The organism is Stenotrophomonas sp. GD03958, assembly GCF_029839005.1.
Lineage (GTDB): Bacteria > Pseudomonadota > Gammaproteobacteria > Xanthomonadales > Xanthomonadaceae > Stenotrophomonas > Stenotrophomonas hibiscicola.
The window spans coordinates 36,772-62,005 of record NZ_JAOBZT010000022.1; the positions used below are offsets into that span (position 1 = coordinate 36,772).

Below are 25,234 nucleotides of genomic sequence, written 5' to 3' on the forward strand. Positions count from 1 at the left end.
GCGCACGCCCCCACAATCGGACCCACCCCACCGTCGACAGTTTTCCACGATCTGTCGAGCATTGCCTTCTGTAGAGCCGAGCCATGCTCGGCTCAGATCTCACAGATATCGAAATATTCGATTTCGATGGAGAGTCATCCACGCATGGCGTGGATCGTGTCGACCAAGGTCGACACCTACCAACAGCAGCAGGAAACTGTCGAAGGCGGGGCACTGTGGGTTTGCGGGGTGTGAGCCGCATGGATGCGGCGACCAAGCCTACATGGACGTATTTACGGCGCCCCCGCAAACCCACAGTGCCCCGCCATCCCTCAGTAAACCCGCTGTTGCTGTTGCTGTTGCCGTTGCCGTTGCCGCTGCTCCAGCTTCAGCCTCGGCGGGTGCCGGGCGCGGCCCGGCCGCAAACCCCTTACTTCTTTGCGCGCGGCTGGTTCAGTGGCTCCATCGCGCGGAAACGCTGGCTGTACTCGTCGGTCAGATTCCGCGCTTCCAGGCTGTTGCGCACGATGCTCGGGGTCAGCAGCACGATCACTTCGGAACGGCGGCTGGAGCGGCTCTTCTGCCCGAACAGCGCGCCAACCACCGGAATCCGGCTCAGGCCGGGAATGCCGCTGCTGCCATCGGTGCCCGAATCGGTGATCAGGCCGGCCAGCATGATGGTGTCGCCGCTCTGCACCGCCGCTTCGGTCGACAGCTTCTTGGTGGAAATGCGCGGGTTGCAGTTGCGCTCGGTCGGATTGCAGTTGTCGGGCACGTTCGAGGCGCTGCTCACTTCCTGCACGATGTCGAGGAACACCGTGCCGTCGCGGGTCACGCGCGGGCGCACCTTCAGGATCACGCCGGTGTCGATGTACTGCACCGAGCTGTAGCTGCTGGTGCCGATGCCGGTATTCACCGTGGTGGTGTTGATCGGCACTTTGTCGCCCACGTTGAGCGTGGCCTCGGCGTTGTTGCGCACGAACACCGAAGGCGTCTGCAGCAGGCGTACATCCGTGACCTTGTCCAGCGCACTCACCACCGCCGCGCCATTGTGGCCGGTGAATGCCCAGCCCAGGCCTTCGCCGCCCGTTGCGGCACCGGCGAAGCTGCTCCACGAGCCACCCGCTGCCGCCGGCAGGGTCACGCCGCCCAATGCGCCCGTCAGGGCACGCCCGGCCACGGCGTTGTCGAAGAACCAGTTCACGCCGTACTTCAGGTCGCCATCGAGCGAGACCTCGGCCACCTGGGCTTCGATGTGCACCTGCAGGGGCATCACATCCAGCTTCTCGATCACCTCGCGGATCGACCGCCAGGCCTGCGGGGTCGAACGCACCAGCAGGGTGTTGGTCTCCTCCACCGCCGACACGCCCACGCGGTCGCCTTCCACTTCCAGGCTGACACTGACGTTGCCGGACTGGCGCTGCGGCAGGTTCATGCTGCCGTTGCCACCGCCACTGGAGCTGCTGCCCGGGACCGAGCCGAAGCTGCTGCTGTTGTTGTTGGTGCTGTCCATGCCACGATCGGAGTCGCTGCCCAGCTGCGACGGCATCGCCCCCGGGGCCAGCGAGGCCGGACTGGAACCGCCGCGGTTGCCACTGCTGGCAAATGCTTCACTGAGCCGTTCGGCCAGGTCACGCGCCTTGATGTAGCGCAGCTCGTAGGAAAACAGGCGGGCACTGCCACCGGCGGTATCGATGCGGTCCAGCCACTGCTGGATCTGGTCCAGGTAACGCACCTGCGGGGTGATCACCAGCACGGCGTTGGCGTTTTCCAGCGGCAGGAAGCGGAACATGCCGGCACTGGGCGTCTTGCTCTCCTCGCCGAATACTTTCTCCAGGTCGGCAGCCACCTGCTCGGCCTTGCCCGACTGGATCGGGAACACGCCCACCGACATGCCCGACAGCCAGTCGACGTCGAAGATCTCGACGGTGCGCATGTAGTTTTCCAGCTCGGCGCGGGTACCGCCCAGGGTGATCACGTTGCGGCCGCTGTCGACGTTGACGATGGCGTTGGGCCGCGCATACGGCTCCAGCACCTTCTTCATTTCAGTGGCGGAGATGAACTGCAGCGGGACCACGCGGACCTCGAAGCCACGCGCGCTGGCGGCTGGCGCCGTGCTCGGCGCGACCGTGCCGGCCAGCGCCTGGTCGGCGGCAACGATGTTGTAGCGCCCACCGCTGTAGACCATGCGTGCGTTGTTCCAGCCCAGCACCATCTCCAGCAGGTTCAGCGCCTGTGCCGGCGACACCGGCTTGGGGGTGGCCAGGGTGACCGTGCCCTGCACCCCCGGTGCGATCACGTAGTTCTGGCCCAGCATGTCGCCGAGGATGGCCTTGACCACCGCATGCAACGATTCGCCTTCGAAGTTGAAGGTAGCCTCGCCGGTGCTGGCGCCATGCAGCGCCGGTGCCGGTGCGCGGGCTGCTTCGCGGTTGATCATGGTGCCCGTGCCACGGCGGATCACCGCCTGCGGCGCGCCCTGGGCGTCACGGGCGGCGTCAGCGGTGACATCGGCCGCCCGGCCAGCCTCGGAGGTGGGCGACAGATTGCCCTTGCGCTGCACATGCGGCGCGGACACGGTGCTGCAGCCGACCAGCAGCGCGAGGGCAAAGGACCAGGGAAGGAAACGCAGGCTCATGCATTCACTCTATCGGTTGGTGCCATCGCCCGGGGGCGGCGACGGTTGTTGCTGCTGTTGTTGCTGCAGCTGGCGGCGACGGGCCTGGATGCGTTCGCGGATGGCCTGCATCTGCGCTTCGCTGGGGCCGTTGTTGGTGGCAGGGGCGGATGCCGCAGCCGAGGGCGCTGGCGCACTGCCAGCAGGCGACGGCGATGGGGTTGCCGCAACCGGCGGCGGTGCCGGCGGAGCGCCTGCCGGGGGCGGCACAACGATCGCACCTGCCGGCGGCACACCATTGGCGCCGCGCAGTACGGTCGGCGGTTCACCGCCCTGCCCGTTGAATACCGCCAGTTCCAGCACCTGGTTGCCACCGGGGCCGATCACGGTGGCCTGGCGCGGCTGCAGCGCCACCAGCTGCCAGCCGTCGACAGCTTCACCGTTGAGGCGCAGGCGCAGCGAGCGGTTCTGTTCGGTGGTGAAAGTGGCCATCCCGAAGTTGCCGGTCAGCAGCACGCCGGTCAGGCGCAGCGCGGCACTGGCGGCGGGCTCGCTGCCACCGAGCAGGTAGGGCTTGGGCCTGCGGTCCTCGGCGAACAGCGGCCGCTCGCTGATTGCGCTGTAGCTGTCGGCGCTGGGCATGCGTTCTGCAGCCAACGGCGGCAGCACCGGCAACGAGGGCACCGCGTCGGCATTGCCGCCGGCAGCTGGCAGCTGGCTGCCCAGCCCGAAGCCGGTGGCCAGCCAGACCGCTGCCGCCCAGCCGGCCAGTGCCAGCAGGAAACCGGTGCGCAGGCTGATCTGCTCAAGCTTCATCGGCCACCTCCTGCCCCTCTTCCGGCGCAGCCGGTGAGGGTGCCGGTGCAGCCGAAGGCGGTTGCGGCGCCGCGCCCGGCTCGGCTGCCGGTGCCGCCGCAGCGCCATCGGCAGCGGCACCGGGCAGCAGGTAACCGGCCAGTTCGAACGACACGTCCAGGCCGAGCCCGGATTCATTCGGCGACTGCTGGAAGCGCTGCGCGATCAGGTTGAGATTGTCGACGAACAGGCGTGGGCTGCCGGTTTCCAGGCTGTGCAGTACCGTGGCCAGCTCGGCCACGCCACAGCGCAGGCGCACCTGCATGGCCACGCGCACGAATTCGGCGTCACGGCGGTTGTCGGCCAGTGGCGTGCGGTTGCTGATGGTGCAACTGCGGTTGCCCGGGCTGGCCATCGCCACCGCATCCTGCAGCCTGGCGCCAAGCGCAGCGGCTGCAGCTTCGGCGGTGGCCTCACGCAGGAAGCCCGGCCGCTGCTGCAGTGCCTCGCGGGTGGCGCGCAGGCGTTGTTCGATCTGCGGCTGCTGCTGCAGCTGCGCCTGCACGCGCTGTTCGCGCTCGCGCAGGGCGGCCACGTCGGCGTCGATTTCACGCAGTGGCCGGGTGAACCAGGGGTGCACCAGCAGCAGGTAGGCCAGGCCCAGCACTGCCAGCAGCAGCGCCAGTGCCAGCCAGCGGTCACGGCGTGCGCTTGGCATCGGCATCGGCCGCCTCCCGGGCCGGGGCTGCAGCCGGCAACGGCTGCAGTTCGGCAGTCATGGTGAAACGGTCACGGCCGCTGGCAGCACCATCGGCCTGCAGTACGCCGGTCAGATTGACCTTGCGCCACTGCGGTGCGTCCTGCAGCAGCTGCACCAGCTGCGACGCCTCGCGGCTCAGGCCGATCAGCTGCAGGTTGTTGTTCTCGATGGCCAGCTTTTCCAGATAGGTGCCCTCCGGCAGGCGCCGGGTCAGTTCATTCCAGATTTCCACCGTTCCGGCACGCTGGCTGCGCTGCTTTTCCAGGAATGCGGCACCATCGATCAGCGCCTGCAGCTGCGCGCGTTCGCTGGCGACACCACGCGCACTGCGTGCACTGCGCTCGACCTGCGCACGCAGCGCATCGGCAGCGTCACGGCGGTTGTCGAGCAGCTGCACGGCGGCCAGCACCAGCATCACCAGCGCGGCCACGGCCAACAGCACGTTCCAGCGCCGCATGGGATCCGCGCGCAACTGGCGCTGCACCGGTGGCAGCAGGTTCACCTGCAGAGGCTCACCCTCGCTGTCGATGGCATCGACACCGGCCAGTGCATCGGCCCACTCGCCCACGCTGGCCCGCCACGCTTCCAGCTGGCGCAGCGGCCAGGCGATCAGTTCGACCTGCAGCTGGCCCTCGGCTGCGCCCCCCAGCTCACGCACGTCAAAGCTGACCTGGCTCGATTCGAACGGCGTCTGGCGGTCGATCTCGAAACCGACCACGGCGCGCAGGCGGTCGGCCGCAGCCGCGGGCAAGCGCAGATGACGACGCAGTACCTCGCTGGCCGGCAGCAGCCACACCCGTGGCAGGCTGCGCAGCCTCGGTTCCAGCACGCGGTCCAGTTCCACCGGCGACAGCGGCCATGGCACGCTGGCAACCGCTTCGCGGCGTTCACCGGCCTCACGCCAGACCTGCAGCTGGTCACCCTGGCGCTGCAGCAGCAGGCGCGCCTGTGCCCAGCCCAGCGCCCACTGCCAACGGGCCGGCACCCACGCCAGCAGCGATTGCCGCCACCAGCGCAGGAAACGGCCGGCGCCCGGGCCGATCCGGCCCTGCACCTGCCGCACACTGTCCTGCCATGCCGTCATCTTGCTGTCATTCCCTGCTCCCAGCGAAGCACTGTGTAGGACCGCCCGGGAACCCCGCCCGAGCCATTGCGTACCACTGCCTGCAACACCGACCGGCGTCCACTGCTGTCGGTTGCACGGGACTCGATACTATAGGTGCCGCTGCTGCTGGCAAGCGTTGTCGCACCGCCAGCGGTATCTGCGTCACGCTCCTGCTGGGCGCGCTGCGCCAGCACGGTATCCGCATCCAGCCCCAGCGCGGTCAGCACCGGCGCGCTGGCGAACTGGGGATCCGGGCGCGCCTGGCGGCTGTACAGGGTCAGGTGGGGCAGCATGGCCTTGTACAGCGGGCCGCGCATGCCCAGCACCCGCTGCAGTTCGCCGAGTGTCTCAAAGCGCTTGTTGCGCGGGCCATACGGCAACCCGGCCGCCGCGTAGTCCGGCGCTTCGGCACCGCCACCGGGCTGCAGCAGGCTGTCTTCATCACGCCAGTCAACAATGGCGCCGGCCATCTGCCGGGCAGCGCCTTCGTCTTCACCGAGTGCCTTGAGGAACGCCGTCAGCAGGGTCACGTCGGCCAGGTTGAGGTTGATCTTGCCATTCTCGTCCAGCACCTTGATCTCGATGCTGGCGTCATCGAACTGCCAGCGGTAGGTGCGGCCATCGGCACGCCAGGGCGCCCGCAGCGGATCAGCGGACAGGCGCAGCAGCGCGTACTCCAGGCCGGCGCGCGCACGTTCCTGCCCGCGTGCATCGTCATCCAATACCCGCTGCTGCAGATGCTCGACCCGTGCGCTCAGCGCGAACGCACCGACCAGCGCGGTCATCAATGCGATCAGCCACAGCACCAGCACCAGCGCCGCACCGTGTTGCCGGTTCATCGCGCACCTCCACTGCCACCGGCGCGCGGTGCCACCACCAGCAATGGCCAGGGCGCGCCCTTGGCGGGCACGATCCTGATCTCCACCAGCATCGGCAGCCGCCGGGTATCGTCCCAGCGCGGCATCCAGTCACTCATCTGACCGGTGCCCGCATCGATGCCGCGATAGCGCAGCTGCACCGACTTCAGGTTCTCAACCAACACCTCCGGCGGGCGTGGCGGATTCTCGGCGATGCGCTCGCCTTCCTGCAGCAACACCAGGTCCAGCAGCAGGCGCTGTTGCCCCTCGCGTCCGTCCACCTGTAGCGCGTGCAGGTAGGAGCCGCCACGGCCGAGGTAGCCGGGCAGGTCGGCGGCGAACAGCATGCGCTGTTCTTCGCCCTGGAAGAACACCGGTTCGCGGGTGGGGTCCTGGACCTCCAGCGGGGTGCGCAGTGCGCCGGCCAGCTGCCTGCGCAGCAGAGACTCGACCGCCCGCATGCGTTCACTTTCGGCGGCGATCTGTTCGCCGCGCTGGCTGACCGCCATCGCCGAGCGCACGCTGGCAAAGGCCAACGCCAGGCCGCCGGCCAGCAGCACGGTGGCCAGCATCACTTCGACCAGGGTGAACCCTGCGGCGCGGCGCTTCACCGCGCATTCTCCAGGTCGGGCGGCAACAGGCGCAGGCTGCGCCAGCGCAGCTGCTCGCGCTCGCTGTCACCCCAGCGCACCTGCAGCTGCAGTTCGGCCAGCCAGGGGGTTCCCGGTGACGTTGCCTGCGCGACATTGCCTGCGCGCGGCTCTGCCCACGGCTGGACCTGCAATTCCCAGTGGTAGCGCCCCTGCTCCCAGTCTCCCTGCTGCCTGCCTGCCTGCAGCGGCGAGGCGACGCCGGTTTCGGCCAGCAGCGACTGCGCATGCAGCACCGCGCGCGTGCGCAGCTCGGCATCGCGCACCTGTTTTGCGCCGCCGGACAGGCTGCCCAGCAGCAGCGTCAGCGCCAGGCCCAGCAGGGCGAAGGCGATGATCACTTCCAGCAGGGTGAAGCCGCGGGCGCGCCGCTTCATTGCGCCCGCCAAGGGCCAGAGCGGACCTCACCGGTCAGCCAGCCCACGTCGATGCGCCATTCGGCGTCGTCACGCTGCAGCCGGATGCGGCCACCGCTGGAGCCGCCATCGGGGTGGAACTCGATCACGCCCTGCCCCGGCGCGGTGGCCAGCTGCGCGGCGCCTTCGAACTGCACCTGCAGCTGTGCCGGCACGTCACCGTGGCGCTGGTTGGCGCCTTCCCAGCGCCGCTTGGCCGGCTCGATGACAAAGCGCTGCGGCTCGCCGCGGGTGATCGCCTGCGCGCGCACCATGCGCAGCTGGTTGGCGATGTCCTTGCCGGCGCTGCGCAGCTGCATGCCAGCGAAACCGCGTGACAGGCCGGCAGCGGTGATCAGGCCGATCGCGGCGATCAGCGCGATCACCAGCAGCATTTCCAGCAGCGACAGGCCCGCTGCGCGCCTGCCGGGCAGGCGCGGGCGTTGCAACCGGCGCGGCAGGAAACACGACATGCCCGGTTACGGCTGGTAGCGGATGTCGGCGTCGACACTGCTGCCACCGGCCTTGCCGTCCTTGCCCAGGCTGATCAGCTCATACGGCTGGCCCTCGCCCGGCGTGCGGTATTCCAGCGCATGGCCCCACGGATCGTTCAGATCGGCCGGCTTGGCATAGGGCCCCAGCCAGCCAGCCACGCCAGCCGGTGCAGTCACCAGATCATTGAGCGAGCCGGGCAGCTTGCCGGTATCGATCTGGTAGTTGTCGACCTTGGATGCGACGGTCTGCACCTGTGCCTTGGCAATGTTGGCCTTGCCGCGGTCGGCGCCACCCAGCACGCGGCTGGCGACCAGGGTCAGCACCGCGCCGATCAGCACGATGACGATGATGATCTCCAGCAGGCTCATGCCCGACTGGTTGCGCGCTGCGGTGAAGGAAAGGCGGATCGGTCGACGGGAAGCAATCATGGTCGGTCCTTTCAGTTGCGGAGTGTCGGGGTTGCGTAGGGATCCATCGTCAACCGATGGCATTGGTCAGGTCGTACAGCGGCACCAGCACGGCAACGATCACCGCACCCACCACCGAGGCCAGCACCAGGGTGATCGCCGGCACCATCGCCGCCAACAGGCGGTCGATGCGGCGGGCGCTGTCCTGTTCGAAGGTGTCAGCCGCTTTCAACAGCATGGTATCGAGCGCGCCGGACTCCTCGCCAACCTGGATCATCTGCAGGGCCAGGCGCGGGAAACGCCTGCCTCGCGAAAGCGCCAGCGACAGGCCGGCACCGTTCTTCACTTCATCGGCGGCGGTTTCCACATCGGCAGCCAGCGCGCGGTTGCCCAGCACGTTGCGGGCGATGCCCAGGGCACCCAGCAGCGGTACGCCATTGCGCAGCAGGGTACCCAGCGTTCGCGCCAGCCGGGCAGTCTCCAGTTCACCCAGCAGGCGGCCGATGCCGCGACGCTGCAGCAGCCAACCATCCAGCGCCAACCGGAAGGCCGGCTGCCGCGCCTTGCGTTCGAAGAACAGCGCCACCAGCGCCGGCACCACCAGCAGCAGCACCCACCAGTCACGCACGAACAGGCCCAGCTGCAGCACTGCGTTGGTGAACCACGGCAGCGCCACATCCAGGCTCTCGTACATCTGCGCGAACTGCGGCACCACGTAGCCAAGCAGGAACAGCAGCGCACCACCCACCACCACCAGCAGGATGGCCGGGTACACCAGCGCGTTGATCACCTTGCCCTGCAGGGCCCGGCTGCGTTCGAGGTAGTCGGCCAGGCGCTGCAGGGTTTCGTGCAGGCTGCCGCCGGCCTCACCGGCACGCACCATGTTCACGTACAGGCGCGAGAACAACCCGTGCTGGCGTTCCAGTGCGGTCGACAGCGGCGCGCCACCGCGCACCACATCGCGGATGTCGGTGATCGCGCGACGCGAACGATCGTCTTCGGGCAACCCGAGCAGGATCGACAGCGCGCGGTCCAGCGGCTGGCCCGCACCGAGCAGTGTCGCCAGCTGCTGGGTGAACTGCAGCAATGCCGCGCCCTGCAGCGGCCGTTGGCGGAACAGGTTGCGCCAGGTACCGCCACCGATCGCACCGCCATCGGCCAGCTGTGTCTCCATCGGCAGATGGCCCTGGTCCTGCAGGCGCGCGACCAGCTCGGCCTCGCTGGCCGCTTCCATCTGCCCGTCGAAGATCTCGCCGTGCGGGTTCAGTGCCTTGTAACGGTAGGTCGGCATGTCAGCCCCGTCGTCCTGCGCGCATCAGCTTTCCTCGGTGACACGCAGGACTTCCTCGATGGTCGTCTGCCCACTGAGGGCCTTGGACAGGCCGTCTTCGTACATCGTGCGCATGCCGGCTTCGCGGGCAATGCGTTCGATCTCGCCCATGCCGTCGCGGCGCATCACCGCACGCCGCAGCGCATCGTTCATCACCAGGAATTCCATGATGGTGGTACGACCGAGGTAACCGGTCGGCGCCAGCGCCGAGGGCCTGGGGCGGAAAAGATGGATCGGCCCTTCCGGCTGCAGGCGGCGCAGCTCGAAGCGTTTGATTTCCTCCGGCGAAGCCTCGTAGCGCTCGGCGTGGGTCGGTTCCAGCCGGCGCACCAGGCGCTGGGCCAGAATCCCGTTGATGGTGGAGGTGAGCAGGTAGTCTTCCACGCCCATGTCGAGCAGGCGGGTGATACCACCGGCGGCATTGTTGGTGTGCAGGGTGGACAGCACCAGATGGCCGGTCAGTGCCGACTGGATCGCGATGCGCGCGGTTTCCAGATCGCGCATTTCGCCGATCATGATGATGTCCGGATCCTGGCGCACGATGCTGCGCAGCGCGTTGGCGAAGTCCAGGCCGATCTGCGGCTTGGCCTGGATCTGGTTGATGCCCTCGATCTGGTACTCGACCGGGTCCTCGACCGTGATGATCTTGACGTCGGCGGTATTGAGCTGGCTCAGCGCGGTGTACAGCGTGGTGGTCTTGCCCGAGCCGGTCGGGCCGGTCACCAGCAGGATGCCGTGCGGCTGTTCCAGCACCTTGCGGAACTGCGGCAGGAACGCATCGGTGAACCCCAGCCGGTGGAAATCAAACACCACTGTCTCGCGGTCGAGCAGGCGCATCACCACGCTTTCGCCGTGCGCGGTCGGCACGGTGCTCACGCGCAGGTCCAGCTCCTTGCCCTGCACGCGCAGCATGATGCGGCCGTCCTGCGGCAGGCGGCGCTCGGCAATGTTGAGCCGGGCCATGATCTTGATGCGGCTGATCACCGCTGCGGTGAGGTTGGCCGGCGGGCTTTCTCCCTCCACCAGCACGCCATCGACACGGTAGCGGACCTTCAGGCGGCTCTCGAACGGTTCGACATGGATGTCCGACGCGCGCAGTTCCACCGCACGCTGGATCACCAGGTTGACCAGGCGGATCACCGGCGCTTCCGAGGCCAGGTCGCGCAGGTGCTCGATATCGTCGACCGCGCCGCCCTCGCCGTCTGCGGTCTCCACGATCGCGCCCATCGCGCTGCGGCCCTGGCCGAACCAGCGCTCGACCAGGTCATCGATCTCCGCGCGCATGCCCAGCACCGGTGTCACCGGAACCCCCAGCGCCAACTGCACGGCCTGCCGCGGATAGGCATCGTGGGCATCGGCCAGCCACAGACGCACCCCGTGTTCATTCAACTCCAGCGGGCACACATGGAACTGCTTCAGGAAGCGCAGCGACAGTGGCATGCCCTCGGCCAGTGCCTGTGGCGGGGCCTCCGGCACCTGCCTGCCCTCCAGCAGCGGCAGGCCCAGCACCTCCGCGCTGGTCTGTGCCTGGTCGCGTTCAGACACCAGGCCCAGGCGCACCAGCAGGCCCAGCAGGCTGCCGCCGGCCTCGGCGTGCAACGGCCGCGCGCGCGCCAGGTCTCCTTCCTTGAGCCGGCCGCGTGCCAGCAGCGCATCCAGGATGCGGCCTTCGGCATCGTCGGTAACGGTTGCAGCGAGCGCGTTCACGTGACTCTCCTGTCAATCGGACCGACTTTAGCAGTTAAGCCATGATTTCCGCCGCCCTGCGGCCAGCTTTCGTAAAAAGACGAAGCCCGTCACACAGGATGACGGGCCTCGGCCGTTCAACTACGACACGTCAGGCTTACTGCGTGGCGAGGATGCTCACGCCGTTGTAGGCCGCTTCGCCCACTACCTTGATGTAGTAGGTGCCTGCCACCGGCTTGTTCACCCGTACCGTTTCGGACGTGCCGGGACGGGTCGACTTGCCATCGTTGTCGCTGGCGCTCGGCTCGCGACCCTGGGCGATGTAGACGGACACGTTGCCGGTGCCGCCGTAGGTGATCACGCTGAGCTGCTTGCCAGCGGCTGCCTCGAAGCTGTACAGGCGGCTGCTGCCGGCCGTGCCGTTCAGCCCCCCCACGGCGGCCTTGTTGGTCAGCGGCGTCGCCACCGGTCCACAGTTCTCGGTGCACGGCTCTTCCAGCGCCTTGGCCAGCGCCGCCTTGGCATCGACGATGCCGGTGCCGATCGGAGTGGCGGTCGGGATGCTGACCGGGAACGGACGCGCGGTTTCCTTCAGCAGGGTGCGCATCGCGGCGGGGGCCAGCGGATCCTTGCCCTTGGCGATCAGCGCGCTCTGCACCAGTGCAGCGACGGCAGCCACGTGCGGCGAGGCCATCGACGTGCCGCCCATGCCCATGTAGCTGTAGCTGCCCGACTCCGGCGTGGTGGCCGCATCGGAACCGGACTGCCAGACGTAGCCGCCGGGATTGCCATCGACGCTGCCACCACCACCCGGACCGGACAGGTCCACGCGGGTGCCGTAGTTGGAGTAGTAGGTGATGCCGCCGGTAATGCGGGTGGCGCCGACGGTCACCACGCCGTCGCAACTGGCTGGACGGTATTTGGAGGCGTTGTCGGTCTCGTTGCCGGCCGCCACGACCACGGTGGTGCCACGCGAGATCGCGCCATTGATCGCTTCCTGGTAGGTCCCGTCGCAGCTGCCGCTGCCGCCGAGGCTCATGTTGATGACCTCGGCCGGGTTGGCATTGGCGGGTACGCCGGCCACCGTGCCGCCGGAGGCCCAGGTGATTGCGTCGGCTATATCGGAAAGGTAGCCACCGCACTTGCCGAGCACGCGGACCGGCAGCACCTTGGCCTTGTGCGCGACACCGGCCATGCCGACGCCGTTGTTGGTCTGCTCGGCCACGGTACCGGCCACATGGGTACCGTGCCAGGAGCTGTCCTCGGCGACGGAGCCGGTGTAGCACTCGTTGTCGTTCTCGACCCAGTCACCATAGTCCTGCGCGCCCGGCACGCGGTCGTTGGTGGCACGGCGCGACGTCTCGGCATCGCTGATGAAGTCGTAGCCTTCCAGCAGGTTGCCGACCAGGTCCGGGTGCTGCGGCAGGATGCCGGTGTCGAGTACCGCCACCACCACGCCTTCGCCCTGCGATACATCCCACGCCGACGGTGCGTTGATGCCGCCGGTGGCGTTGTGCAGGTGCCACTGGTACTGCTGGTAGTAGGGATCATTCGGCGCCAGCGCCGGCTGCACGTCACCGGCACGCAGCTCGGTACGGCGCAGCTTCACATCGGCCTCGGCGTACTGCACGGACGGATCGGCCTTCAGTTCCTTCAGCACGCGCTGCAGTTCGGCAGGCGCCAGGCGCCCCTGCAGGCGGATCAGGTCGGCACCGACGCCCAGCCTGCGCACGACCTGCGGGCCGAGCGCGCTGGCGCGGGTAGTGCCACCGGACAGGCTGGCGCGGGTCAGCGCGGACTGCACGGTGGACAGCTTGGCCGACCGGTCGCCCGCCGCAGCGGTGCCGGCACGGTACTTGACGATGATGCGCTGGGTGCCCGGCTCGGCGGTGCTGGCCTGGCGCACCGGTTCACGGGTCGCCAACCCGGCGGCGTGGACGGCACCGACGGCGGTCATCGACAGCACGGCGGCGGCAAGCACATTGATGCGAAGGTTCTGCTTCTTGATCACGTCGAATTCCTCTTCTGGGTCATGGATCGAACCAACACTGCGGCCATCATTCCTTGACGACTCCCGGCCGGCCCAGCCGGGATTGCCGTGACCTCCCCCCAGGCCCTGTTTGCAGGTTTGGCGCCGGCGTGGGTGGCCGCCGGCGCAGTGGTTTGGCTTACCAGCCGAAGCCGGCACCGACGCCAACCGAGCTGTCGTCACTGCTGAAGGCACCGCCGAAGGTAACCGTGGCGCGATCGCTGATCGCACGCTGGTAGCCCAGCGACAACGCCGACTCGCCGCCCTGGAAACCGATGCCGACGCCGACCCGGTTCTGGGTGCGGATACCGGCGGCACTGGTGGCCATGTTGAGCATCGCCGCACTCATCGCACCCTGGCGGTCGATGCGGCGGTCCATGTGGCGCAGGCGTCCATCGATTTCACCCTTGAACACATCGAAGCTGTCGGCGACGGCCTGGACGCGGCTGTCGGTGTAGCTGTTCGCCGTGGCCACGCCACGGTCCAGCTGGCCCTTGTTGACGGCGTCGGTGGCGGTGGTGCCGGCGGCGACGTTGGTGACCTGGCGTTCGTTGCCTTCGCTGCCGACCGACACGGTGTTGGCACGATCGGCGACCGAACCCTGGCCCAGTGCCACGGCGTTGGCAGCCGTGGCACTGGCACCCTGGCCGACGGCGGTGGACGACGCGCCGCTGGCGACGGCGCCCTCGCCCATGGCCACCGCATTGGCGCCGGTCGCCGGGGTCCCGACCGGAATGCCAGCACCCGCCGCGGCGGCCGTCGGCGTACCCTGCACCCGCGCGGTGCCGGCCGGTGCTGCATCGGCTGTTGCACGCGCATCCGCGGCGCTGGCCAGCGGGCTGTCATCCAGCGAGGCACTCATCGCGCGCAGGCTGGCGGTTCCGGCACGCGTGCCACCGGCGGTGCGACGGTCGATCTCGCTGACCTTGCGGTCCAGCGCGCCCAGCGCATCGCCGACGTTGCTGTAGGTGGCGCCCTGGATCACGTAGTTCGGCGCCACGAACACGCCCTGCATGCCAACGCTGGCGCCACCGCCGAGGAAGCTGGCGGCATCACTTAGCGACTGGAACAGCTGCCCGCCGTTGATCGCCTGGCGGCTACCGGCGGCGATGCTGCCGGCACCGACGTTGTCGATGGTGGTGCCCTGGAAACCGGACAGGGTCAGTCGGTCACGGCTGGCGTCGTCGTAGCCGACCGCACTGGCCGCCGTGGTCTCGACCGTCGCGATGCGCGAGTCGAAGTCACCCACGCGGGTTTCCACTGCTCCCACCCGCTGGTTGGTGACGTTGAGCTGGGAGCCGGTGATCGCATCGGTGCTGCCGGCAGCGATGCGGCCGTCGGCGACGTTGACGATGCGCCGCGTGGCCGGACCGGCGGTGCCGTTGCCACCGCCGACCGAGACCACGTTGGCCTCCAGCGCGCGCGAACCGGCACCCAATGCCACCGAGTTGTTGCCGCTGGCGCCGCTGTTGGCACCCAGTGCCAGCGTCGCATTGCCGATGGCCGCGGCACCGCTGCCCAACGCATTGCTGCGGCCGCCACTGGCGTTGGCGTTGCCGCCAATGGCCACGGCATCGGTGCCGGTGGCACTGGCGGTACCCGAACCGTTGGCCTTGAAGCGTTGGCCGACCGCATCGGCGGTGGCGGCCACTGCATCGAGCTGGCCCTTGTTCACCGCATCGGTGGCCTGCGTACCCGCCGCGACATTGGTGAGCTGGCGGTTGATCGCGCTGTGGGTGACGCCGGCGGCATCGACCCACTCCTGCGCAGCACCCACCGACACCGTGTTGGCGCGGTCGGCCAGCGAGCCCGCGCCCAACGCGACGCTGTTACCGGCGTCCTTGGTGGTCCAGGTGTTGCTGCCGAGCACCGTCGCGTTGCTGGCCTGCGCATAGCTGTTGTAACCGACCACGGTGGCGCCATCTTCGGTGGCCCACGCTTCACTGCCGATGGCGGTAGTGAACTGGCCGGCGCTGGCGCTGGCGGCATCCTGTCCGGCCAGTGCGTTGAAGCCGACCGCCACGCCGTTCAACCCGGTGGCGGCGTTGTTGCCCAGAGCGGTGCCGTACTCGCCAGCCTTTGCCTGCACGCCGAAGCCGGCGCCGGCGATCTGCGCGATGGTGCCCTGGCCCACCGCCGTGGAAACATCGGCGGCCTGCGCAGCACTGCCTACGGCGGTGCCGAAGAAGCCGGCGCTGGCGCCTGCACCAAACGCCGTGGCGCGCCAGCCGCTGGCCTGCGCGAAGTTGCCGACTGCGGTCGTTTCGCGGCCATCGGCGATCGCGCCGTAGCCCACTGCGGTAGCCGCAAGGCCGGCGGCCTCGGCCATGCCGCCGACAGCGGTCGCCCCGATGCCCTGCGACTGCGACTGCGCGCCGATCGCAATGCTGGCGGCGCCGCCGCTGCTGCTCTGTGCACCCAGCGCAACGGCACTGTCTGCGGTGCTGCTGGCACCGCTGCCGATGGCCACGCTCTGCTCGGCCGTGGCCAGTGCGTCGACGCCGACCGCCGTGGCATTGGCAGCGACCACCGTTGCGCCGCTGCCCAACGCCGTAGCGCCGTTGCCAATTGCATTGGCCGCATTGCCAGCGGCGAGCGCGTTGTCACCCTCCACCAGTGCGCCTGCTTCGCCATCGGCATTGCCGCTGGCCTGGAACTGGCGGCTGGTCTTGTCGGCAACGCTGGCCACCGCGTCCAGCTGGCCCTTGTTCACCGCATCGGTGGCTTCAGTGCCGGCTGCAACATGGGTCACCTGGCGCTCACCGCCCGCGGTTCCCACAGCCACGGTATTGTCGCGCTCGGCCTTGGAGCCGGCGCCCAGCGCCACGCTGTTCAACCCACTGGCGGTGGCACCGGCACCCAGCGCAGTGGCATCCGCCGCATCCGCCCACGAGTTCCAGCCGATCGCGGTCGCGTAGTCTTCTGTCGCCCACGCACCCGCACCGAATGCCGCTGCACCAGTGCCGCTGGCACGCGACGGGATCAAGCCGAAGAAGGTGCTGCCACCAATGGCCACACTCTCCTCGCCACTGGCCTCGCTGGACTGACCTACGGCCACGGCACCGGTACCGGCCGCGGCAGCGCCGAAGCCGACTGCCGTGGTGTTGGCACCACTGGCCGCCGAGCCATAGCCCAACGCGGTGCCGAGGCGTCCGCTTGCTTCGGCATAGCCACCGACGGCGGTGGTGCCATCGGCCGAGGCGGCGCTGCGGAAGCCGCTGGCCAGTGCCTGCGTGCCGCTGGCGTTGGATTCAGTGCCGGTCGCGGTGCTGTATGCACCACTGGCCTGTGCACGCGCACCCACGGCACTGGCACCCAGCTCGCTGGCGCTGGCGCCGGTGCCGAGCGCAAGGCTGTCTTCGCCGGTGGCCTGTGCGGCACTGCCCAACGCTGCGGCGTTGTCGCCGGTGGCCAGCGCATCGAGGCCCACCGCCGTGGCGTTGGCCGCCAGCGCATTGGCGCCGCTACCGAGTGCGGTGGCGCCGTTGCCGATGGCGTTGGCCGCATCACCGGCGGCCAACGCGTTGTCGCCCTCAACCAGGGCGCCGGTTTCACCATCGGCGTTGCCACTGGCCTGGAACTGCCTGCTGGTCTTTTCCGCTGCAGCGGCTACGGCGTCGAGCTGGTTCTTGTTGACCGCATCAGTGCCCTGCGTGCCAGCAGACACGTTGGTGATCTGGCGGGTATTGCCACCACCGCCCACCGACACGGTGTTGTCGCGGTCGGCGATCGAATCGGCACCCAGCGCCACGCTGTTGGCCGCGCGCGATTCGGCGGCGTTGCCCAGTGCGGTGCTGTTGATGCCACCGGACCAGGCGCCACCACCGACGGCGGTGGAGTAGTTGCCCGATGCTTCGGTGGCCAGCACGCCGAACAGCGAACCGCCGACGGCAACACTGTTGGTGCCGGTGGCCAGGCTGCCCTGGCCGGTGGCCGTGCTGTAGGCACCGGAGGCTTCCGCATCGCCACCCACTGCCACACTGTTGGAACCGGAGGCATTGGCGAAGTTGCCGAAGGCGGTGGCGTTGAACGCCGAGGCCTGCGCATAGCCACCGATGGCGGTGCTGTAGCCACCGGTCGCTTCTGCACCGATGCCGAACGCTGCCGACGCGGTGCCGCTGGCCACGCTCTCGCTACCGACCGCGGTGGAGCCGCTGCCGCTGGCGTTGCTGAAGTAGCCCACCGCCACGGCTTCCTCGCCGGAGGCTTCGGACAACACACCGTTGGCGGTACTGCCGGCACCACTGGCGATGCTGGCGGCACCGAACGCCGCGCTCTGCTCGCCGCTGGCTTCGCTTTCCGCACCCTGCGCGGTGGCGTACTCACCGGTCGCCTGTGCGTTGGCACCAACGGCGCTGGCGTTGGCGGCGCTGGCCAGCGCGTTGAAACCGATCGCCTGCGCGTTGCTGGCCAGCGCATTGGCACCACTGCCGAGCGCGGTGGCGCCGTTGCCGATGGCGTTGGCCGCATCACCGGCGGCCAGCGCGTTGTCACCGTCCACCAGCGCACCGGCTACGTCGTCGCCGCTGCCACTGGCCTGGAAGAAGCGGCTGGTGGTGGTGGCGGTACTCGCCACTGCATCCAGCTGTGCCTTGTTCACCGCGTCCGTGGCTTGGGTACCGGCAGCGACGTTGGTGACCTGGCGTTCGTTGCCGCTGCTGCCCACCGACACCGTGCGTGCACGGCTGGCAACCGAACCGGCACCGAGCGCGACAGCATTGCTGGCGCTGGCGTTGGTGCCGGCGCCCAATGCGATCGCACTTTCGCCGCCGGCCACCGTATTGGTACCGATGGCGATGCTGTTGATGCTGTTGCCCAGCGCCTGGAAGCCCAGTGCCACGCTGTTGTCGCCATAGCCGAATGCACCGCGGCCGACCGCAGTGGAACTGGCCCCATTGGCCCAGCTGTTGTAGCCGATGGAGGTTGCGCCGCTGCCACTGGCCCAGGCCGCGTTGCCAAAGGCCGACGCGTTGGTGGCGGTGGCCCACGCACCCGAACCGAACGCTGCTGCGCCACTGGCCGTCGCCCAGCTGTAACCCCCTACGGCGGTGCTGTCATCGCTGCTGGCGAAGGCGCTGTCACCAACCGCGACCGCATAGCTGCCGGTTGCACGCGACGTGCCGCCAGCAGCGAAGCTGTTGTCCCCGCTGGCCTTGGCCGCATTGCCGAACGCGCTGCTGGCGGCGCCGGTGGCCTGTGCGCCGCTGCCCACTGCGGTGGCGTTGGCGACGGCGGTGGTGCCTACCTGCTGCGCCGTGCCGTCGGCACCGATGATCGGCTGGTTGTACTCATCGTAGGCCTGGCCGAGGCCACCGATGGCAACACCGCCGTTGCCGGTGGCGCTGCTGTTGCGACCCACCGCCACGCTGTCATCACCGATCGCCGAAGCGGCGGCGCCATGTGCAACCGCACCGGCGCCGATCGCATTGCTCGACGAACCGGCCGCCACCGCGCCTTCGCCCTCGGCGAGCGCACCGGCATCACTGCCCGCTTCGGGCTGGGCCTGGAAGAAGCGCGCGGTGTTGTCCGCGGTACTGGCCACGGCGTCCAGCTGCGCCTTGTTCACTGCATCGGTGGCTTCGCTGCCGGCAGCGACGCTGGTGATCTGCCGTTCGTTGCCGGCACTGCCGACGGCCACGCTGTTGGCGCGCACCGCTTCGGAATTCGCGCCAAGCGCGACACTGTTGGCGCCACGCGCGGTGGCGTAGTACCCGACGGCCGTGCTCTGTGCGCCGCTGGCCCACGTCTGCGCGCCAAGCGCGCTGGCATTCTCACCCGGGGCGTAAGCGAAGTAGCCAACGGCCGTGGCTTCAGCACCGGAGGCTTCGGTCAGGCTGCCGTTGGCCACCGCGCGGTCACCGCTTGCGATGGCACCGGCACCGACGGCTGTCGCCGCTTCGCCGCCGGCCTGGGTCTGCACGAAGAAACCCAGGCCGGGAATCAGGTCGGCCGGGCCACCGATGGCCACGCTGCTGGTGCCGGTGGCGTTGCTCTGCGTACCCAGCGCCGTGGAGTAATCACCGATGGCGTTGGCGACCGCACCGAACGCGGATGCCTGCGCGCCGGCGGCATAGGCACCTACCCCGTAGGACGACGCCGCAAAGCCGCTGGCTTCGGCACTGGCGCCCACCGCGGTGCCACCGACACCGGCACTGGTGGCGCCGGTTTCCACCGGTACGCCGCCACTGGTGATCAGCGGATTGCCATCGGCATCAACAGCGGCACCACCGACGGCGACGCTGCCCGGGCCGTTGGCCTGTGCGTTGTTGCCGAACGCGGCACTGTTCTGGCCCGAGGCCAGTGCGTTGTTGCCCATGGCGGTCGCGTTCTGCGCAACGGCGTTGGCGCCCGCGCCCACAGCGGTGGCGCCGTTGCCGATGGCGTTGGCCGCCTCGCCGGCCGCCAGTGCCTCGTCACCTTCGGCCAGCGCGCCGGCATCGCTGTTGCTGCTGCCAGTAGCCTGGAACCGCTTGGCGGTGGCATCGGCCACGGCAGCCACGTCCTTCAGCTGGCCGACATTGACCGCGTCGGTATCTTCAGTACCTGCCGCAACGCTGGTGATCTGCCGGGTCAGGCCGTACTCGGTCGCACCGACGGACACCGTATCGACACGGTCGGCCAGCGAGCCTGCGCCCAGCGCCACGCTGCCGGTGGCAACCGCCGCCGAATTGGAGCCCAGTGCGGTGCTGTATTCGCCCACGGCGGTACTGAATGCACCCACCGCAATCGAGGCTTCGTTTGCGGCAGTGGCGCCTCGACCCAGTGCGGAACTGCCTGGGCCCATCGCCACAGCGCCACCACCTACGGCAGTGGCGCCGTCGGCGCTTGCTTCGGACAACGCACCCAGCGCGGTGGCCGCGCCGTTCTCGCTGGCGGCATAGGCGCTGGCGCCAACGGCGGTGTCACCGAGACCGAACGCTGCGGCGCTCTGCCCGACCACCACGCTGGCATCGCCGATCGCCAATGCGCCTTGTCCGAACGCACTGGCGCCGAGACCGGCGGCAATGGCCTGGGTGCCGATGGCGGTGGTGGCATTGGCCAAGGACTGGGCGCCGGCACCGGCGGCTACCGCGCCTTGCCCGTCGATCTTGGCCGCGTCGCTGTCATCACCTGCGCCATCAGCCTTGAAGTAGCGGTCCCCAGCTGCGGCGACATCCGCCAGCGCGGCCTGCGTGGCGCGCGCCTGCGCATCCAGCTGCCCCTTGTTCACCGCATCGGTGGCCTGGGTACCGGCGGCCACGTTGGTGATCTGCCGTTCCTTGCCGGCATCGCCGACAGACACCGTGTTGGCGCGCGTAGCCTTGGAGCCTGCGCCCAGCGCAACGCTGTTGGCTGCACTGGCGCTGCTGTTGCCACCGATCGCCACCGCGTTGCTGCCCTTGGCACTGGCCGTGCCTTCAACCAGGCACTTTTCCAGCAGCTTGCCGCTGAGTGCCACACAGGTGGCGCTGCCACCGATCTGCACCGACTGTGCAGCGGCGGAACTGCTCATGCCCAATCCCAATACCAGGCCCAGTGCCACCGCCAACAGCGCGGGCGTGGCCTGTGTCGTATCGCGGCGCTGGTCGACAACACCACCGCTGCTGTCGGAGGAGGCCAGCTCCGAGGCCACCACCAACTGACCCAATGCTTTGTTCCAGACCTTGCGATAAATCCGATTCATCGGTACGGCTCCTGATTGGACTGGTTTTGGGCAAAGCGACGCCATCGCCGAGCCTTCTGGCCCAGCGTCCCCTGGGGGCGTCTATTCGCGTGATTTACTGCGGGTAATGCCGAACGGCGCGCAGCGACAGAAACCCGAGCGCATGCGCAAAGCGGTTACTGCGAAATGAATGATTCTGAAACGGGCTTCAAGTGTTAACGCCAACTTTGCAGATCGTCAAGACTTTGACACGGCAAATCCTATTGCCGTGAAGCAGTTCACCATTTCGCGTGTTTATAAAAGAACTTCGTTATGCACACGTGACGAACTGCTGGCGCATGAAAATCGATGTAACTAGCGGGCGCGACAAGGGTTTCGCGCGCGCAAAGAAAAACCCGCCGGCAACGCGGCGGGTTTTCCATACGCGATGGCATTGCGCCGTGCGCGCAATGCTGCGATCAGCCGCACCACACCCGTGCGTTGCGGAACATGCGCATCCACGGCGAATCACCCTGCCATTCGGCCGGCGCCCAGCTCATGTTGAGCGCGCGCGGGGTGCGCTCGGGGTGCGGCATCATGATGGTGACCCGGCCGTCGCTGCTGGTGAGGCCGGTGATGCCATCCGGCGAACCATTCGGATTCAGCGGATACTGGCTGGCAACGTTGCCATGGCCATCAATGTAGCGCAGCGAGACGCGGGCCGCGGCCTGGTCGACGGCCGTGTCGAACACTGCCTGGCCTTCACCATGCGCCACCGCCACCGGCAGGCGTGAGCCGGCCATGCCACGCAGCAGGATCGACGGCGACTCCACCACTTCCAGCAGTGCGGTACGGGCTTCGAACTGCTCGCTGGCATTGCGGCGGAACTGTGGCCAGTGCTCGGCACCCGGAATGATGTTCTTCAGCTGGCTCATCATCTGGCAGCCATTGCACACGCCCAGCGCGAAGCTGTCTTCGCGTGCGAAGAACGCGGCGAAGGCATCACGCAGTGCGCTGCGCTCCAGGATCGAGGTAGCCCAGCCACGGCCGGCACCGAGCACGTCGCCATAGCTGAAGCCACCACAGGCCACCAGGCCGGTGAAGTCCTGCAGCGCCACGCGGCCTTCGATCAGGTCGCTCATGTGCACGTCGAAGGCGCGGAAGCCGGCGCGTTCGAAGGCGTTGGCCATTTCGATCTGGCCATTGACGCCCTGCTCGCGCAGCACGGCCACGCGCGGGCGCGCACCGCTGCTGATGAACGGTGCGGCCACGTCTTCGTTGAGATCGAAGCTGAGCTTCGGCTTCAGACCCGGTGCGTTGAAGGCACGTGCCACCTCGCGCTCTGCGTCGGCATTGGCCGGATTGTCGCGGCGCTTCTGCATCGCGTGGGTAACCGACCACCACGCGTCGAACAACGCTTCCCAGCGCCATTCGGCCAGGTTTTCGCCACCCAGCGACACGCGCACCACCGGTGCGGTGGTCGGCTTGGCGATGCGCTGCGCGCATTCGGTCAATGCATGGCGTTCGACAAGGTCGGCAAACGCGGCGCGGTCTTCGCGTGCGATCTGCACCACCGCACCCAGTTCTTCGTTGAACAAGCTGCGGAACGGATCGTCACCCCAGGCATCGAGGGTGATGTCCAGGCCCAGGCGCGAGGTGAAGGCCATTTCGCACAACGCGGCGAAGGCACCGCCGTCGCTGCGGTCGTGATAGGCCAGCAGCAGGCCGGACTGGCGCGCATCGCGGATCAGTTCGAAGAAACCCCGCAGGCGCTGCGGATCGTCCAGGTCCGGGGCGGCACCGGCAAAGGCCGGCAGTTCGCTGTGGTCGGCATGCACCTGGGCCAGGATCGAACCACCCAGGCGTTGCTTGCCCGCCCCCAGGCCGATCAGCCACAGCTCGCTGTCCACCTCCCGGTCGAGCAGCGGGGTCAACTGCTGGCGCACGTCGGCCACCGGCGCGAACGCCGAGATCACCAGCGACACCGGCGACACGCTCTTGTGCGCCTCACCCTGGTCGTGCCACTGCGCCTGCATCGACAACGAGTCCTTGCCCACCGGGATGCTGATGTCCAGCTGCGGGCACAGTTCCATGCCCACTGCCTTCACAGCGTCGTACAGCAGTGCGTCTTCGCCCGGGTGGCCGGCCGCGGCCATCCAGTTCGCCGACAGCTTGATCTCATCCAGCGCATCGACCGGCGCCGCGCACAGGTTGGTCAGCGCTTCGCCCACCGCCATGCGTGCCGAAGCAGCCGCATCGAGCAGGGCCAGCGGGGTGCGCTCGCCGATCGACATCGCTTCGCCGGCGACGCCGTCGAAGTCGGCCAGGGTGATCGCCACGTCGGCCACCGGCAGCTGCCACGGACCGACCATCTGTTCGCGTGCGGTCAGGCCACCGACGCTGCGATCACCGATGGTGACCAGGAAGTTCTTCGAGGCGACCGTCGGGTGCGCGAGCACGCGCAGGCCTGCTTCCTGCAGATCCAGGCCACCGGTCTTCAGCGCCGGCCAGCGCGGTGTCGGCGGGTGCGCAGTGTCGCGGTGCATCTTCGGCGGCTTGCCGAACAGCACGTCCATCGGCAGGTCGATCGGTGCGTCGGCCGGGGTGTGGCCCGGCACGGCGCCATAGGCCACCACCAGATGTTCCTCGGCGGTCGCCACACCAACTGCAGCGAACGGGCAGCGCTCACGCGCACACAGCGCGGCGAACTCGGCCAGGCGCTCCTGGGCCACGCCCAGCACGTAGCGTTCCTGCGATTCGTTGCACCACAGCTGCATCGGCGACAGTGACGGATCATCGGTGGGCACCTTGCCCAGATCGATCACGCCGCCGACCCTGGAGTCGTGCAGCAGTTCGGGGATGGCATTGGACAGGCCACCGGCGCCGACATCGTGGAAGAACTTGATCGGGTTGTCGGCGCCCATCGCCACGCAGCGGTCGATGACCTCCTGGCAGCGGCGTTCCATTTCCGGGTTGTCGCGCTGCACGCTGGCGAAGTCCAGGTCCTCGGCGCTTTCACCGGAGGCCACCGAACTGGCGGCACCGCCGCCCAGGCCGATCAGCATCGCCGGGCCACCCAGCACGATGACCGCATCACCGGCCTGCAGCGGGATCTTGTCGACCTGCACGCGGTCGATCGCGCCGAGGCCACCGGCCAGCATGATCGGCTTGTCGTAGGCGCGCACCAGATCGGCGCCTTCGGGCAGTTCGAAACTGCGGAAGTAGCCGAGCAGGTTCGGGCGGCCGAACTCGTTGTTGAACGCCGCGCCACCGAGCGGGCCGTCGGTCATGATTTCCAGCGCCGGTGCCATGCGCGGGTTCAGCGCGCGCGGCGCCTCCCATGGCTGCGGCAGTTCCGGAATGCGCAGGTGCGAAACCGAGAAGCCGGTCAGGCCGGCCTTGGGCTTGCCGCCGCGGCCGGTCGCGCCTTCGTCGCGGATCTCGCCACCGGCACCGGTCGAGGCGCCCGGGAATGGCGCGATCGCGGTCGGGTGGTTGTGCGTTTCCACCTTGATCTGGAACGCGCTGGGCACCTGCGGCTCGCGGCGGTACTCGCCGCTGGCCGGATCCGGGCGGTAACGCGACGCCGGATGGCCTTCAATCACCGCGGCGTTGTCGCTGTACGCGCTGAGCGTGTGCTGCGGGGTCTGCTGGTGCGTGTTCTTGATCATCCGGAACAGCGAGCGGTCCTGCTCCTGGCCGTCGATGGTCCAGCTGGCGTTGAAGATCTTGTGGCGGCAATGCTCGGAATTGGCCTGCGCGAACATCATCAGTTCCACGTCCGACGGCGACCGGCCCAGCGCAGTGAAACGCTCGCGCAGGTAGTCGATCTCGTCCTGGGCCATGGCCAGGCCGAGGCGCTGGTTGGCGGCCTCCAGCTGGTCCACCGGCACGCGCTCCAGTTCACCCCGGGCCGGTGCCGAGAACAGCGCCTGGCCCTGTTCCACGGTCTCCAGCACGGACTGCGTCATCGGGTCGTGCAGCGCCTTGACCAGCGCCTGCTGGGCGGCGGCATCGGCCGGCCAACCCTGCACGTCGATGCGCAGGCCACGCTCGACCCGGCTGACCGGCTGGCCGGCACCTCGGACCAGTTCGGTGGCCTTGCTCGACCACGGCGACAGCGTGCCCAGGCGCGGCACCACGATGCGGCTGACTGCGCCTTCGGCCACGGCTTCGGCCTGCGGCGCCGCTTCGAGGATGCGGCACAGGGTGGTCAGGTCGGGGGCGGCGCTGCCTTCGGGCTGCACGAAGTAGACGTGCCAGGCACCGCTGATGCGCAGGGAGGGAGCGATGGACTGCAGGCGGGATTCAAGACGTTCGCGGCGGAACGGCGACAGGGCGGGCGCGCCCTCGAGGACCATCATGTCCGGGGAACCGTAGTTGGGAAACGGGCCCGACATTGTACCGGAAGCGGGGGAAGGGCTCTGGCCGGGCGGCGCCCGGCACCCGCCGAGGCCAGGGCAACGGCAACAGCAACAGCAACGGCAACGGCCAAAGCAAAAGCGGGG

14 protein-coding genes are annotated in these 25,234 nt (G+C 68.6%); all 14 read right to left on the bottom strand.

The window, feature by feature from the left end; translation table 11 throughout:
• Nucleotides 1–409: 409 nt before the first annotated feature.
• Nucleotides 410–2,617: a type II secretion system secretin GspD gene (gene gspD / locus N5C25_RS09065; protein ID WP_111098955.1), complete on the bottom strand. Its 2,208-nt coding sequence runs from the start codon at nucleotides 2,615–2,617 to the stop codon at nucleotides 410–412.
• 9 nt (nucleotides 2,618–2,626) lie between these two features.
• Complete coding sequence (locus N5C25_RS09070; RefSeq protein ID WP_019661011.1) at nucleotides 2,627–3,412, bottom strand: hypothetical protein; 786 nt, start codon at nucleotides 3,410–3,412, stop codon at nucleotides 2,627–2,629.
• A complete protein-coding gene (gspM, locus tag N5C25_RS09075; RefSeq protein WP_241745020.1) occupies nucleotides 3,402–4,109 on the bottom strand; it encodes a type II secretion system protein GspM in 708 nt (235 codons plus the stop codon). Before gspM ends, N5C25_RS09070 begins: the two co-directional genes overlap by 11 nt.
• Nucleotides 4,090–5,235, bottom strand: coding sequence for a PilN domain-containing protein (locus N5C25_RS09080; protein ID WP_262213543.1), 1,146 nt, complete (start codon nucleotides 5,233–5,235; stop codon nucleotides 4,090–4,092). Before N5C25_RS09080 ends, gspM begins: the two co-directional genes overlap by 20 nt.
• Nucleotides 5,232–6,095: a general secretion pathway protein GspK gene (locus tag N5C25_RS09085; protein ID WP_019661008.1), complete on the bottom strand. Its 864-nt coding sequence runs from the start codon at nucleotides 6,093–6,095 to the stop codon at nucleotides 5,232–5,234. Before N5C25_RS09085 ends, N5C25_RS09080 begins: the two co-directional genes overlap by 4 nt.
• A complete protein-coding gene (locus tag N5C25_RS09090; protein ID WP_251103261.1) occupies nucleotides 6,092–6,724 on the bottom strand; it encodes a type II secretion system protein J in 633 nt (210 codons plus the stop codon). Before N5C25_RS09090 ends, N5C25_RS09085 begins: the two co-directional genes overlap by 4 nt.
• Nucleotides 6,721–7,140, bottom strand: a complete 420-nt coding sequence (locus N5C25_RS09095) for a prepilin-type N-terminal cleavage/methylation domain-containing protein (RefSeq protein WP_019661006.1) — start codon at nucleotides 7,138–7,140, stop codon at nucleotides 6,721–6,723. The genes N5C25_RS09090 and N5C25_RS09095 overlap by 4 nt, the downstream gene beginning before the upstream one ends.
• The gene (locus N5C25_RS09100; protein WP_058980467.1) at nucleotides 7,137–7,631 is read right to left on the bottom strand and encodes a GspH/FimT family pseudopilin; all 495 of its coding nucleotides are present in this window, start codon (nucleotides 7,629–7,631) and stop codon (nucleotides 7,137–7,139) included. The genes N5C25_RS09095 and N5C25_RS09100 overlap by 4 nt, the downstream gene beginning before the upstream one ends.
• Before the next feature lie 6 nt (nucleotides 7,632–7,637).
• Complete coding sequence (gene gspG, locus N5C25_RS09105) at nucleotides 7,638–8,081, bottom strand: type II secretion system major pseudopilin GspG (RefSeq protein ID WP_021203164.1); 444 nt, start codon at nucleotides 8,079–8,081, stop codon at nucleotides 7,638–7,640.
• Between the two features lie 49 nt (nucleotides 8,082–8,130).
• Nucleotides 8,131–9,351 carry a type II secretion system F family protein gene (locus N5C25_RS09110; RefSeq protein WP_058980468.1) on the bottom strand — a complete coding sequence of 407 codons (1,221 nt, stop codon included), beginning with the start codon at nucleotides 9,349–9,351 and terminating at the stop codon, nucleotides 8,131–8,133.
• Between the two features lie 24 nt (nucleotides 9,352–9,375).
• Nucleotides 9,376–11,097: a type II secretion system ATPase GspE gene (gspE, locus tag N5C25_RS09115; protein ID WP_279936827.1), complete on the bottom strand. Its 1,722-nt coding sequence runs from the start codon at nucleotides 11,095–11,097 to the stop codon at nucleotides 9,376–9,378.
• Between the two features lie 136 nt (nucleotides 11,098–11,233).
• The gene (locus N5C25_RS09120) at nucleotides 11,234–13,087 is read right to left on the bottom strand and encodes a S8 family peptidase (RefSeq protein WP_251103262.1); all 1,854 of its coding nucleotides are present in this window, start codon (nucleotides 13,085–13,087) and stop codon (nucleotides 11,234–11,236) included.
• A gap of 157 nt (nucleotides 13,088–13,244) precedes the next feature.
• Nucleotides 13,245–20,768 carry an ESPR-type extended signal peptide-containing protein gene (locus N5C25_RS09125; protein WP_279936828.1) on the bottom strand — a complete coding sequence of 2,508 codons (7,524 nt, stop codon included), beginning with the start codon at nucleotides 20,766–20,768 and terminating at the stop codon, nucleotides 13,245–13,247.
• A 437-nt stretch (nucleotides 20,769–21,205) separates the two neighbouring features.
• Nucleotides 21,206–25,090: a phosphoribosylformylglycinamidine synthase gene (gene purL, locus N5C25_RS09130; RefSeq protein WP_154081343.1), complete on the bottom strand. Its 3,885-nt coding sequence runs from the start codon at nucleotides 25,088–25,090 to the stop codon at nucleotides 21,206–21,208.
• Between the last annotated feature and the right edge of the window lie 144 nt (nucleotides 25,091–25,234).

Excerpts from the sequence above, each read along its gene's own strand:
- gspD (WP_111098955.1), bottom strand. The coding sequence starts at position 2,617 with ATGAGCCTGCGTTTCCTTCCCTGGTCCTTTGCCCTCGCGCTGCTGGTC.
- N5C25_RS09070 (WP_019661011.1), bottom strand. The coding sequence starts at position 3,412 with ATGAAGCTTGAGCAGATCAGCCTGCGCACCGGTTTCCTGCTGGCACTG.
- gspM (WP_241745020.1), bottom strand. The coding sequence starts at position 4,109 with ATGCCAAGCGCACGCCGTGACCGCTGGCTGGCACTGGCGCTGCTGCTG.
- N5C25_RS09080 (WP_262213543.1), bottom strand. The coding sequence starts at position 5,235 with ATGACGGCATGGCAGGACAGTGTGCGGCAGGTGCAGGGCCGGATCGGC.
- N5C25_RS09085 (WP_019661008.1), bottom strand. The coding sequence starts at position 6,095 with ATGAACCGGCAACACGGTGCGGCGCTGGTGCTGGTGCTGTGGCTGATC.
- N5C25_RS09095 (WP_019661006.1), bottom strand. The coding sequence starts at position 7,140 with ATGAAGCGGCGCGCCCGCGGCTTCACCCTGCTGGAAGTGATCATCGCC.
- N5C25_RS09100 (WP_058980467.1), bottom strand. The coding sequence starts at position 7,631 with ATGTCGTGTTTCCTGCCGCGCCGGTTGCAACGCCCGCGCCTGCCCGGC.
- gspG (WP_021203164.1), bottom strand. The coding sequence starts at position 8,081 with ATGATTGCTTCCCGTCGACCGATCCGCCTTTCCTTCACCGCAGCGCGC.
- N5C25_RS09110 (WP_058980468.1), bottom strand. The coding sequence starts at position 9,351 with ATGCCGACCTACCGTTACAAGGCACTGAACCCGCACGGCGAGATCTTC.
- N5C25_RS09125 (WP_279936828.1), bottom strand. The coding sequence starts at position 20,768 with ATGAATCGGATTTATCGCAAGGTCTGGAACAAAGCATTGGGTCAGTTG.
- purL (WP_154081343.1), bottom strand. The coding sequence starts at position 25,090 with ATGATGGTCCTCGAGGGCGCGCCCGCCCTGTCGCCGTTCCGCCGCGAA.